At 68.9% G+C, this 12051-nt stretch carries 11 protein-coding genes, 1 tRNA gene and 1 pseudogene; 10 read left to right on the forward strand and 3 right to left on the reverse strand.

Annotation, left to right across the window (positions count from 1 at the left end; all coding sequences use genetic code 11):
• Positions 1–72: 72 nt before the first annotated feature.
• Positions 73–647: pseudogene (locus ABDW21_RS00295) on the reverse strand (TIGR03086 family metal-binding protein).
• Between the two features lie 23 nt (positions 648–670).
• Between ABDW21_RS00295 and ABDW21_RS00300 the strand changes: the two are divergent.
• Positions 671–1495 carry a crotonase/enoyl-CoA hydratase family protein gene (locus ABDW21_RS00300; protein ID WP_343601228.1) on the forward strand — a complete coding sequence of 275 codons (825 nt, stop codon included), beginning with the start codon at positions 671–673 and terminating at the stop codon, positions 1493–1495.
• A 336-nt stretch (positions 1496–1831) separates the two neighbouring features.
• Entirely contained in the window at positions 1832–3091 is a 1260-nt protein-coding gene (gene lipE, locus ABDW21_RS00305; RefSeq protein WP_343601229.1) for a lipase LipE, read from the forward strand.
• On the opposite strand, the gene ABDW21_RS00310 is transcribed toward lipE, so the two are convergent.
• Positions 3073–3158, reverse strand: a tRNA-Ser gene (locus ABDW21_RS00310). The two genes, lipE and ABDW21_RS00310, sit on opposite strands and share 19 nt — an antisense overlap.
• Positions 3159–3282: 124 nt before the next feature.
• On the opposite strand from ABDW21_RS00310, the gene ABDW21_RS00315 reads away from it, so the two are divergent.
• Complete coding sequence (locus tag ABDW21_RS00315) at positions 3283–4263, forward strand: NAD(P)H-quinone oxidoreductase (RefSeq protein ID WP_343600895.1); 981 nt, start codon at positions 3283–3285, stop codon at positions 4261–4263.
• Between the two features lie 343 nt (positions 4264–4606).
• Here the strand turns inward: ABDW21_RS00315 and ABDW21_RS00320 are convergent, their stop codons facing one another.
• Positions 4607–5803: a cysteine desulfurase-like protein gene (locus ABDW21_RS00320; RefSeq protein ID WP_343600893.1), complete on the reverse strand. Its 1197-nt coding sequence runs from the start codon at positions 5801–5803 to the stop codon at positions 4607–4609.
• A 108-nt stretch (positions 5804–5911) separates the two neighbouring features.
• Between ABDW21_RS00320 and ABDW21_RS00325 the strand changes: the two genes are divergently transcribed.
• From ABDW21_RS00325 to ABDW21_RS00355, 7 genes are all read left to right on the forward strand, one after another.
• Positions 5912–7900 carry a DUF6541 family protein gene (locus ABDW21_RS00325; RefSeq protein WP_343709906.1) on the forward strand — a complete coding sequence of 663 codons (1989 nt, stop codon included), beginning with the start codon at positions 5912–5914 and terminating at the stop codon, positions 7898–7900.
• A gap of 14 nt (positions 7901–7914) precedes the next feature.
• Complete coding sequence (locus ABDW21_RS00330) at positions 7915–8442, forward strand: bacterial proteasome activator family protein (RefSeq protein WP_343709907.1); 528 nt, start codon at positions 7915–7917, stop codon at positions 8440–8442.
• Between the two features lie 10 nt (positions 8443–8452).
• Positions 8453–9262, forward strand: coding sequence for an ABC transporter ATP-binding protein (locus ABDW21_RS00335; protein ID WP_343600890.1), 810 nt, complete (start codon positions 8453–8455; stop codon positions 9260–9262).
• Positions 9255–10166 (forward strand): glycosyltransferase family 2 protein, encoded by a 912-nt coding sequence (locus tag ABDW21_RS00340; protein ID WP_343600889.1) that lies wholly within the window; start codon positions 9255–9257, stop codon positions 10164–10166. The genes ABDW21_RS00335 and ABDW21_RS00340 overlap by 8 nt, the downstream gene beginning before the upstream one ends.
• Positions 10163–11002, forward strand: coding sequence for an ABC transporter permease (locus tag ABDW21_RS00345; protein WP_343600888.1), 840 nt, complete (start codon positions 10163–10165; stop codon positions 11000–11002). The genes ABDW21_RS00340 and ABDW21_RS00345 overlap by 4 nt, the downstream gene beginning before the upstream one ends.
• A 101-nt stretch (positions 11003–11103) precedes the next feature.
• Positions 11104–11595 (forward strand): GreA/GreB family elongation factor, encoded by a 492-nt coding sequence (locus ABDW21_RS00350; protein WP_343600894.1) that lies wholly within the window; start codon positions 11104–11106, stop codon positions 11593–11595.
• 35 nt (positions 11596–11630) lie between these two features.
• Positions 11631–12044, forward strand: a complete 414-nt coding sequence (locus tag ABDW21_RS00355; protein ID WP_343600887.1) for a GtrA family protein — start codon at positions 11631–11633, stop codon at positions 12042–12044.
• Positions 12045–12051 lie beyond the last annotated feature (7 nt).

Consider the following 12051-nt stretch of genomic DNA (forward strand, 5'->3'; position numbering starts at 1 on the left):
CGCTCGAACGTGAAGCTAGGTTCACGCTCAGTGTGCGACCGTGAACCTGGCTTCACGCTCGGGGAGGTCGAACTAGGGCTGGCGGCCGGTGAAGGCGATCAGCCGATCCAGCGGCGGTGCGTCGTCGGGCGCGTCGACGGGATCGTCAAAGCCGACCTGCGCTCGGCCCTGCGGCGTGATGTTCTTCTTGGCGAGGCCCAGCACGTATTCGGCGACCGAGTCGGCGACATCGATGGGGTGACCGGTCGACTTCGCGTAATCCCAAGCGTGAACGGGGAATTCGAGCGACAGAATCCCGGCCACGACTGCCGCGGGCAGCGTGTTCGGCCCGATCGTCACCGTGCCGTGCAGGCCGCGGTGGTGCCTGGCGTCCAGCGCGGGCCTGGCGGCGCCGACGATCTGCCGCTCCACTGAATCGCCTGCGCCCCGGTTCGGCAATGTCGCGCCCGCCGCGCCGTCAATCACGATGATGGACTTCAGCAGATGGTCCGTCAGCGCCGCCACGTCGTATGCCGCCACGTCGTATTCCGTGCACGGCGTGCGGTCGGCCAACTCGTCGCGGGCGATCGGACGGCCAGCGTTGCGTTGGCGCCGGAACGTTCGTCGGCGGGCGGTGAGTCGGGGCCGGGCCGCAGGTCGTCAGACATGTTGTCCGCGGTACGGTCTGCCCATGGGCGAGCCGTATGAATCCGTCACCATCGAGACCAAGGATCACGTCGCGCAGGTGACGCTGATCGGGCCGGGCAAGGGCAATGCGATGGGGCCGGCATTCTGGTCGGAGATGCCCGAGGTGTTCGCCGCGCTACAGGCCGATCCCGACGTGCGCGCCATCGTGTTGACCGGATCGGGCCGCAACTTCAGCTACGGCCTGGATCTGCCGGCGATGGGCGGGTCGCTGGCCGGGGTGATGGCCGAGGGCGCGTCGGCGCGGCCGCGCGCCGAGCTCCACGCCGAAGTGCAGCGCATGCAAAGGGCGATCAGTGCCGTCGCCGACTGCCGCACGCCCACGATCGCGTCGGTGCACGGCTGGTGCATCGGCGGCGGCGTCGACCTGATCTCGGCGGTCGACATCCGCTACGCCAGCGCCGACGCCAAATTCTCCGTCCGCGAGGTCAGGCTGGCGATGGTGGCCGACGTCGGCAGCCTCGCGCGGCTGCCGCTGATCCTGTCCGACGGGCACCTGCGGGAACTGGCGCTGACGGGTAAGAACGTCGACGCCGCCCGCGCCGAGAAGATCGGCCTGGTCAACGACGTGTTCGGCGACGCGGACGCGGCGCTGGCCGCGGCGCACGCCACCGCCGCCGAGATCGCCGCCAACCCGCCGCTTACCGTCCACGGCATCAAGGATGTCCTCGACCAGCAACGTATTTCGGCGGTATCCGCGAGCCTGCGCTATGTGGCGGCGTGGAACGCGGCGTTCTTGCCGTCCAAGGATTTGTCCGAGGGTATCGCGGCAACGTTCGCCAAACGACCGCCGAAGTTCACCGGGGAGTAGCCGATTCGGGATTCCCGCGGCCGGGACCGCTCGACGGGGTCCGCGCCACGGGGTCCGCGCCTCGGGGTCCGCGCCTGACCCGAGTGCCGCGATCACGGATCGTCGTCGTCGCCGCCGGCCGCAGCAGCTTTCCGGGGTGGGGGTATCAATTCGACGATCTGCTCGCGGATGTCCGAACACATGTGCTAATCATATCGGCCCGGGCCGACATGAACCACCCCGCAAACCCCCGCTGTGGATAAAAACGTGACTGTGGACAACTCCCGTCCGGCGAGCCGACACGTACCCTCGCGGATGAGTCGACCCGACAGGGTCGACCTGACGGGAAGACCACGCATGTCACCAGACGGCACGATCCGCGTCCCGGCCGACCTCGACGCCGTCACCGCTGTGGGCGCAGAAGACCACTCCGGGATCGACCCGGCCCGCGTCGAACGCATCTGGCAGGCCGCACGGCACTGGTATCGGGCCGGCATGCACCCGGCCATTCAGCTGTGCCTGCGGCACAACGGAAAGGTTGTGCTCAACCGCGCGATCGGACACGGCTGGGGCAACGCGCCGACCGATCCGCCCGACGCCGACAAGGTGCCGGTGCGCACCGACACACCGTTCTGTGTGTACTCGACGGCAAAGGCGATCACCGCCACCGTCGTGCACATGCTGGTCGAGCGCGGTCGGTTCTCGCTCGACGATCGGGTGTGCGACTACCTGCCCGGCTACACCAGCCACGGCAAACACCGCACCACGATCCGCCATGTGCTGACCCACAGCGCGGGCGTCCCGTTTGCGTCCGGGCCCCGGCCCGACGTCACCCGCGCCGACGACAGCCGTTACGCACGTGAGCAACTGGGCAACCTCAAACCGCTGTACCGGCCGGGGCTGATCCACATCTACCACGCGCTGACGTGGGGACCGCTGATGCGGGAGATCGTCTCAGCGGCCACCGGCAAAGACATCCGCGAGATCCTTGCCGCCGAGATCCTCGACCCGCTCGGCTTCCGCTGGACCAACTACGGCGTTGCGGCACAAGATGTTCCGCTGGTCGCGCCCAGCCATGCGACCGGTACGCCGCTGCCGACGCCGATCGCGGCGGTATTCCGCAAGGCCATCGGCGGGACCGTGCACCAGGTCATCCCGTTCAGCAACACCCCGCTGTTCCTGACCACGGTTGTCCCGTCGTCCAATACCATCTCGAACGCCTACGAGCTGTCGCGGTTCGCCGAAATATGGCGCCGTGGAGGCGAACTCGACGGCATTCGCGTACTGCAGCCGGAAACGCTGCGCAGCGCGGTGCGGGAATGCCGACGCCTGCGGCCCGATGTCGCAACCGGGTTGAAGCCGCTGCGCTGGGGCACGGGATTCATGTTGGGGTCCAACCGGTTCGGGCCGTTCGGCCGCGACGCGCCCGCGGCGTTCGGCCACCTGGGGCTGGTGAACTGCGCCATCTGGGCCGACCCTGAACGCGGCCTCGCTGCCGGACTGGTCAGCAGCGGCAAACCCGGACGGGATCCCGAAGTCAGGCGCTACACCGCCCTGATGGACCGGATCGCCGCGGAGATCCCCAGACACGACACGCGCGGTGGCGGAGGGATTTGAACCCCCGGACGCTTGTTACGTCTCTCGCTTTCAAGGCGAGTGCATTAGGCCGCTCTGCCACGCCACCGCGCACCAGCCTAACGGGACACGGGCCGGCGGCGTGCGGCGCGACGCGGCGCAGCGGGAATGGCCCGGCATGCGCGGCGAGTACCCGCGAGTAGCGGCCAGTGCCGGCTAGTAGCGTGTCCACCGTGCACGCGATCGTCGCCGAATCCGCCGGTCAGCTCGTGTGGCAGCAGGTGCCCGACGTGACGCCGGGCCGCGGCGAGGTGGTGATCAAGGTCAGCGCCGCCGGCGTGAACCGGGCCGACCTGCTGCAGGCCGCCGGTCACTATCCACCGCCGCCCGGCGCCAGCGACGTGCTGGGCATGGAGGTGTCCGGGACGGTGGCCGCGGTCGGCGACGGCGTCGCCGAATGGACGGTCGGGCAAAAAGTCTGCGCTTTGCTGGCGGGGGGAGGATATGCCGAATACGCCGTCGTCCCCGCCGGTCAGGTTCTGCCGATTCCGGACGGCGTCGAGTTGCAGGATGCCGCCGGCCTCCCCGAGGTGGCCTGCACGGTCTGGTCGAACCTGGTGCTGGCGGCGCAGTTGCGCGAGGGCTCGCTGATCCTGATCCACGGCGGAGCCAGCGGCGTGGGCACCCACGCCATCCAGGTCGCCCGCGCACTGGGCGCCCGGGTGGCGATCACCGCGGGATCACCGGCGAAGCTGGACCTCTGCCGCGAGCTGGGAGCCCAGATCACCATCGCCTATCACGACGAGGACTTCGTCGCCCGCGTCAAAGAGGCGACCGACGGCGCGGGCGCCGAAGTGATCCTCGACATCATGGGTGCCGCCTACCTGGAACGCAACCTCGACGCGCTGGCCACCGACGGTCGGCTGGTCGTGATCGGACTGCAGGGCGGGGTCCGGGCCGAGCTGAACCTCGGCACGCTGATCGGCAAACGGGCCCGCGTCATCGGGACTGCGCTGCGCAGCCGACCGGTGTCGGGTCCCACCGGCAAAAGCGCGATCGTCGACGCGGTCACCGCCTCGGTCTGGCCGATGATCGCCGACGGCCGCGTCCGTCCGGTCATCGGCGCCCGCATGCCGATCGAGCAGGCCGCCGACGCCCACCGCCTGCTCTCGTCGGGGCGGGTGACCGGAAAGATCGTGCTCACCATCGGCTAAGGGCCGGCTAGGAGCCGGCTAACGCCAACCGGCACTTGGCATTACGCGCATAAGTTTCGCACCTGGGGAAGCTAGTGGTCGCGCTCATAAGTTCGTCGGGATCATGTGTTTGTCACCAGGTCTTCAGCACACCCAGGGTCTGCAGCGCACCCAGGGTCTGCAGCACAGCCAGGTAGCTGTGATCAACGAGGCGTGTGGGTCGACCCTGTTCAGCCCGGCCTCACCGAACGTGAAGCCGTTGCGACCAACCCTTGAACCAAGGCCGGATTTTTTTCCAAGGGCTTCACGTTCGGTGACCTGACCCCCGGTGCACGGCACCCCAACGAACTTACGAGCGAGACCGCTAGCCCAGGGATGCGACGGCACGCACCAGCTGGTCGACCTCGGCCGGCGTCGAATAATGCGCGAGCCCGACGGTGACCGCGCCGCCGAAATCGTTCACGCCGATGACGTCGAGCACCCGGGAACCGGCGTTGGCTGTCGCCAGAATTCCATTGTCCGCCAGCCGTTGCACCACCCGCTCGGCCGGCACCTCGTGGACGGCGAAGCTGACCACGGGTACGCGCGACTCGGGCTGGCCGATCGCCACCACCAGCGGCAGTGACCGCAACGACGCCATGAGGTAATCAAACAGCCTGTTCAGGTAGTCGGCAGCGGATTGCATTGACAGCAGCAGCTTTTCGCGTCGGCTCCCGCGAGCAGACTCATCGAGGGCAGCCAGGTACTCGACGCTGGCGACGAATCCGGCGAGCAGCCCGAACTGATGAACACCGACCTCCAGGCGGGCCGGCCCGGTGGCATGCGGGTTGGCGGACACCGACCCGAACGCGTTGATCAGCGCCGGGTCGCGGAACACCAGCGCGCCGATCGGCGGGCCGCCCCACCCGACCGCGTTGAGGGCCACCACGTCGGCCTCGACTGCGTCGATGTCGATCAGCCGGTATGGGGCAGCGGCGGTGTGGTCGACGACCGCGAGACCCCCGACCTCGTGAATCAGCTTGGTGACGGTCCGCACATCGGTGACGGTGCCCAACACGGCCGACGCCGACGCCAGCGCGACCAGACGCGTCGACCTGCCGATCAGGCTCTCCCATTGCCAGGCGGGCAGTTCCCCGGTCTCGACGTCGACCTCGGCCCATTTCAGCTTGGCGCCGAATCGATTTGCCGCGCGCAGCCACGGGGCGATGTTCGCCTCGTCGTCGAGCCGGGTGACGATGATCTCGTAACCCAGCCCGGCCCGGGTGGACGACGCCTCGGCCAGCGACGACAGCAGCACAGCGCGATCGGCGCCCAGCACCACCCCGCGCGGGTCCCCGTTGACCAGGTCGGCCGCGGCCGCCCGGGCGGCCTCCAGCACCGCCGCGCTGCGCCGCGCCGACGGATGCGGGCCGGCGGCGCTGGGGAACGACCCCCGAAAGGCCGTCGACACGGTGGTGGCCACCGACTCGGGAATCAGCATCCCGGCCGGCGCGTCGAAGTGCACCCACCCATCGCCCAGCGACGGGTGCAGTCCACGCACCCGGGCGACGTCGTATGCCATGCCAGCCACCTCAAATTCCCGTCACTACGCGGACAGCGACGGTAGCGAGCGCCCGGACACGTGCCCCGCAGCGCCGAGCCAGGTCACCCGGCCAGCCATACTAGTCCAGTGGGGCTGGCATTCGGAACGCTGAGCGCGCTGCTTTTGCTGATTGTACCGGGGGCAACCATCGCACATGTTGCGCGGCTGAGCTGGCCGGTCTCTGTCGCGGTCGGCCCCGCGGCGACGTACGGCGTCGTCGCGCTGGCGATCATCCCCTACGGCGGGGCCGGGATCGGGTGGAACGCGTGGACGGCGCTTGCCGCGCTGGTCGTCGTGACGGCCGTGATGGTCGTTCTCCGGTTCGCGCTGGCCCGGTTCCGCGACGCCGACGGCGAATCCCGGGCAGTCCGCGGCCGGCCGGCGGCGACCATGGCTGCCGGGGTGGTGCTGGGCGCGGTGGGGATCTGGTACGCCGCGCTGCGGGGAATCCCGCACTGGCAGTCCATCCCCAGCACCTGGGACGCGGTCTGGCACGCCAACACCATTGGCTTCATCCTCGACACCGGGCAGGCGTCGTCGACCCACATGGGTGAGCTGCGCAACGTCGAGACCCACGACCTGCTCTACTACCCGTCGGCGTTTCATGCGCTGGCCGCGGTGTTGAGCCAGCTGACCGGCGCGGCGCCGACCACCGCCTACACCGTGAGCGCGCTGGCGGCCGCGGTCTGGCTGTTCCCGACCAGCGCGGCGATCCTGACCTGGCGCGTGGTGCGCACCCGCAGCACCGAGTGGCGCGCCGCCGGTGCGGCCGCCTGCGCGGCGATGCTCGCCGCGTCGTTCACCGCGCTCCCCTACGTCGAATTCGACACCGCGGCGATGCCGAACCTGACCGCCTACGGCATCGCCGTGCCGACCTTCGCGCTGGTCACCTCCACGCCGCGGCACCGCGACCGCGCACCGTTGGCGACGCTGGCGCTGGTGGGTGTCTTTTCGGTGCACATCACCGGCGGTGTCGTCGTCGTGCTCTTGCTGGCGGCGTGGTGGCTGATGGACGGGCTGTGGCATCCGGTGCGCGGCCGGCTCGGCGACACGGTGGCGCTGGCCGCCGCCGTCGTGCCGGCCGGGCTGATCCTGTTGCCGCAGTTCCTCAGCGTCCGGCAACAGGAGGACATCATCGCCGGGCACTCGTTCCTGACCTATCTCAGCACGAAGCGCGGCGTGTTCGACGCGGTTTTCCAGCATTCCCGCCACCTCAACGATTTCCCGGTGCAGTACGGGCTGATCGGGCTGGCGGCGCTGGGAGGCGTCGTGCTGCTGGTCACCAGAATCTGGTGGCCGCTGGCGGTCTGGCTGCTGCTGGTCGTGGTGAACGTTGATGCGGGCACACCGCTGCCCGGGCCGATCGGCGCGCTGGCGGGAACGTTCGGCGAGTTCTTCTACAAGGATCCGCGCCGGCTGGCGGCCGCGACGACCCTGTTGTTGACGCCGATGGCCGGGATCGGGTTGGTCGTGCTGGCGCTGGCCGGGGTAGGCGCGGCGCGGTGGCTGACGGCCCGGGTGACCACCCGGCGCCTGCCCACAGCGGCCCAGACCGCCACCGCCGCGGTGCTGGCGGTGGCGGTCAGCCTGGCCAGCGCCTGGCACTACTTCCCACGGCACCGGTTCCTGTTCGGGGACAAGTACGACTCGGTGATCGTCGACCAGAAGGACCTGGAGGCGTTCGCCTACCTGGCCACCCTGCCCGGTGCCCGCGACACACTGATCGGCAACGCCAACACCGACGGCACCGCGTGGATGTACGCCGTCGCCGGCCTGCACCCGTTGTGGACCCACTACGACTACCCCGTGCAGCGGGGGCCGGGCTACCACCGGTTCATCTTCTGGGCCTACGCCGACGACGCCGACACCGACCCGCGGGTAGCCGAGGCCATCCGCGCGCTCGACATCCGCTACGTACTGATCAGCTCGCCAGTGGTGCGCGGATTCGTGATGCCCGACGGACTAGTGTCACTGGAGAAGTCCAAGTCCTGGGCGAAGATCTACGACAACGGCGAGGCCCGGATCTACCAGTGGCGTGGCGCCCCGGCGGTGCCGAACCAGCAGACCAACCGTTGAGAACCGCAGGGAGAGTGAAGGGATTGAGCATCGACAGCGACGACGACAACGTCGAGATCATCGGTGGCATCGACCCCCGTCTGATCACCGACAGCGACGACGACTCCGACGACCGCTCGCTGACCGACCTGGTCGAGCAGCCGGCCAAGGTGATGCGGATCGGCACCATGATCAAACAGCTGCTCGAAGAGGTGCGCGCCGCACCGCTGGACGAAGCCAGCCGCAACCGGCTGCGCGAGATCCACGCCACCAGCATCCGCGAGCTCGAAGACGGGCTGGCGCCGGAGCTGCGGGAGGAGCTCGACCGGCTGACCCTGCCGTTCGACGAGGGCGCCGCACCGACGGATGCGGAGTTGCGCATCGCGCAGGCGCAGCTGGTCGGCTGGCTGGAGGGCCTGTTCCACGGGATCCAGACGGCGCTGTTCGCCCAGCAGATGGCCGCCCGCGCGCAGCTGAAGCAGATGCGCCAGGGTGCGCTGCCGCCGGGAGCCACCTGGTCCGGGCAGGGCGGCCACGGTTCGGGCACCGGGCAGTACCTGTAAGCAGACGCCGGTGCCGACGCCGCACAGTCCCCGTATCGAGACCCGCAACGCGTGGGTGGAGTTTCCCATCTTCGACGCCAAGTCGCGCTCGCTGAAGAAGGCCTTCCTGGGCAAGGCCGGTGGCCGGATCGGGCGCACCACCTCCAACGTGGTGGTCGTCGAGGCGCTGCGGGACATCACCCTGTCGCTGAACCTGGGTGATCGGGTGGGGCTGGTCGGGCACAACGGTGCCGGGAAATCGACGCTGCTGCGGCTACTTTCGGGCATCTACGAACCCACCCGCGGCTCGGCGTCGGTCACCGGGCGGGTGGCGCCGGTGTTCGATCTGGGCGTCGGCATGGACCCGGAGATCTCCGGCTACGAGAACATCATCATCCGCGGCCTGTTCCTGGGGCAGACCCGCCGGCAGATGCTGGCCAAGGTCGACGAGATCGCCGAGTTCACCGAGCTGGGCGACTACCTGTCGATGCCGCTGCGCACGTACTCCACCGGCATGCGGGTGCGGCTGGCGATGGGGGTCGTCACCAGCATCGACCCGGACATCTTGCTGCTCGACGAGGGCATCGGCGCGGTGGACGCCGACTTCCTGAAGAAGGCCCAGAGCCGGCTGCAGCGTCTGGTGGAGCGATCCGGAATCCTCGTGTTCGCCAGCCACTCCAACGACTTTCTGGCCCGCCTGTGCAAGACCGCGATGTGGATCGAGCACGGCACCATCCGGCTCACCGGCGGCATCGAGGACGTCGTGCGGGCTTACGAAGGCGAGGACGCGGCCCGCCATGTCCGCGAGGTGCTCGTCGAGACGGCGCACACCCATGACTGAATGGGTATACGCCGTCGTGGTCACCCATCGGCGTCACGACGAACTGGCGAAGTCGCTTGATGTGCTGACCACGCAGAGCAGGCTGCCGGATCACCTGATCGTTGTCGACAACGGGCATGACGATCCGGTCAGAGATCTGGTGGCCGGCCAACCCATCCCGACGACGTACCTGGGCTCGCGCCGAAACCTGGGCGGCGCAGGCGGTTTCGCGCTCGGCATCCTGCATGCACTGGCGTGCGGCGCCGACTGGGTGTGGCTGGCCGACGACGACGGCCACCCCGCCGACACCGGCCTGCTGGCCACGTTGCTGGCCTGCGCCGACAAGCACCGGCTGGCGGAGGTCTCGCCGATGGTGTGCGACATGGCCAACCCGGCCCGGCTGGCGTTCCCGCTGCGCCGCGGGCTGGTCTGGCGCCGGCTGGTCAGCGAACTGCGGGTTGAGCCCGGCCAGGATCTGCTGAGCGGCATCGCGTCGCTGTTCAACGGCGCGCTGTTCGCCGCGTCGACGTTCGAGGCGATCGGCGTGCCGGACCTGCGGCTGTTCGTCCGCGGCGACGAGGTGGAGATGCACCGCCGGCTGGTCCGCTCCGGCCTGCCCTTCGGAACCTGCCTGGACGCGGTCTACCTGCATCCGTGCGGTTCCGACGAATTCAAACCGATACTGGGCGGGCGGATGCACGCCCAGTATCCGGAAAGCGCTGCTAAACGTTTCTATACCTACCGCAACCGCGGCTACCTGCTGTCGCAGCCGGGCCTGCGCGCGCTGTCGGTGCAGGAATGGCTGCGGTTCGGGTGGTTCTTCCTGGTGTCGCGCCGCGACCCCGCCGGGCTGCTGGCGTGGATCCGGTTGCGGCGGTTGGGCCGTCGCGAGCGGTTCAGCCGGCCCGAGGAGAGGCCGCTATGACACTCGTCGCGGCGACCGGCGAATCGAGCGAATCCAAGACCCTCACCCGAGCCCGGCGCGATCTCGTCGACGGCTTCCGGCGTCACGAGCTGTGGCTGCACCTGGGCTGGCAAGACATCAAGCAGCGGTACCGCCGCAGCGTGCTGGGACCGTTCTGGATCACCATCGCCACCGGAACAACCGCGGTCGCCATGGGCGGCCTGTACTCCAAACTGTTCCACCTCGAACTCGCCGAGCATCTGCCCTACGTCACGCTCGGGCTGATCGTCTGGAACCTGATCAACGCCGCCATCATGGAGGGCGCCGACGTGTTCGTCGCCAACGAAGGTCTGATCACGCAGTTGCCGGCACCGCTGAGCCTGCACGTCTACCGGCTGGTGTGGCGCCAGATGATCCTGTTCGCCCACAACATCGTCATCTATCTCGTCATCGCGGCGGTTTACCCCAAACCGTGGTCGTGGGCCGACCTTTCGGTGATCCCGGCGCTCGGGCTGATCGTCGTCAACGCGGTGTGGGTGTCGCTGTGCTTCGGAATCCTGGCCACCCGCTACCGCGACATCGGTCCGCTGCTGTTCTCGGTGGTCCAGCTGCTGTTCTTCATGACGCCGATCATCTGGAACGACGAGACGCTGCACGCCGAGGGAGCAGAGCGGTGGAGCGACATCGTCGAGCTCAACCCGCTGCTGCACTACCTCGACATCGTGCGGGCGCCGCTGCTGGGCGCTCACCAGGAGCTGCGGCACTGGCTGGTGGTGCTGGTGCTGACCGTGATCGGGTGGGTGCTGGCGGCATTCGCGATGCGCCAGTACCGTGCCCGGGTGCCGTACTGGGTGTAGCCGGCGACGAAAAACCCCACCGGGATACGCCGCACATGAATAATTGGCGGGCGACAACCAGACAATCGAGGCGCCCCCGGCATGGCAATCCCCGCTGCGCCCTGAGGACAGGTGCGAAGGTGAGCGAATCAACCGGGCGAGCGGATGCGGCCCGAGACCGGATCGCCGCGGAGCTGGCCCGGCTGCGCGAACGGCGCGATCGTCTGGAGCTAGAGGTACGAAACGACCGCGGCAACGTCAGCGACCACGCCGACGCCGCCGACGCCATCCAGCGCGCCGACGAACTGGCCGGCCTCGACGAGCGGATCGCCGAGCTCGACCGGCTGCTGCGGGCTGGGCCGTCGCCGTCGAACGGCGACATGCTGCCCGGCGGCACCGAGGTCACGCTGCGGTTCACCGACGGCTCGGTGGTCACCATGCTGGTGATTTCCATCGTCGAAGAGACACCGGCCGGAGGTGAGGCCGAAACGCTGACCGCCGGCAGCCCGTTGGGGCGTGCCCTTGCCGGACGGCGACCCGGCGACACCGTCACCTACACGACGCCGCGAGGGGAAAGTCAGGTCGAACTGCTCGACGTGAAGTACCCGGCCTAGCGGCGCCGGTTCGCCCGGACCGTAGACTGCCCGCGATGGCAGAACTCGCCCCGCCGCGCGCACAGCTGAGATTGACGACCCAGGTGTGGCGGTTCGTCGTCGCCGGCGGGTTCTCCGCGATCGTCGACTTCGGCTTGTATCTGCTGCTGCACGCGGCGGGCCTGCCGTGGGATGCGGCCAAGGCGAGCAGCTGGTTCGCCGGCACCGTCACCGCATACCTGATCAACCGGCGGTGGACGTTTCAGGCGGCGCCGAGCACCACCCGATTCGCCGCGGTCATGGCGCTCTACGGCGTCACCTTCTCGGCGCAGGTCGGAATCAACCATCTGTGTCTTCACCTGTTCGAGTTCCGGGCGTGGGCGATACCGGCCGCATTCGTGATCGCGCAGGGCACCGCCACCGTGATCAACTTCATCGTGCAGCGCTCCGTGATCTTCCGGCTGCGCTGAACAGGCC

This window comes from Mycobacterium sp. (assembly GCF_039583805.1).
GTDB lineage: Bacteria > Actinomycetota > Actinomycetes > Mycobacteriales > Mycobacteriaceae > Mycobacterium.

What these genes read in the sequence shown, in the direction of transcription:
- ABDW21_RS00300 (WP_343601228.1), top strand. Translation starts at nt 671, where the DNA reads ATGGGCGAGCCGTATGAATCCGTCACCATCGAGACCAAGGATCACGTC.
- lipE (WP_343601229.1), top strand. Translation starts at nt 1,832, where the DNA reads ATGTCACCAGACGGCACGATCCGCGTCCCGGCCGACCTCGACGCCGTC.
- ABDW21_RS00320 (WP_343600893.1), bottom strand. Translation starts at nt 5,803, where the DNA reads ATGGCATACGACGTCGCCCGGGTGCGTGGACTGCACCCGTCGCTGGGC.
- ABDW21_RS00340 (WP_343600889.1), top strand. Translation starts at nt 9,255, where the DNA reads ATGACTGAATGGGTATACGCCGTCGTGGTCACCCATCGGCGTCACGAC.
- ABDW21_RS00345 (WP_343600888.1), top strand. Translation starts at nt 10,163, where the DNA reads ATGACACTCGTCGCGGCGACCGGCGAATCGAGCGAATCCAAGACCCTC.
- ABDW21_RS00355 (WP_343600887.1), top strand. Translation starts at nt 11,631, where the DNA reads ATGGCAGAACTCGCCCCGCCGCGCGCACAGCTGAGATTGACGACCCAG.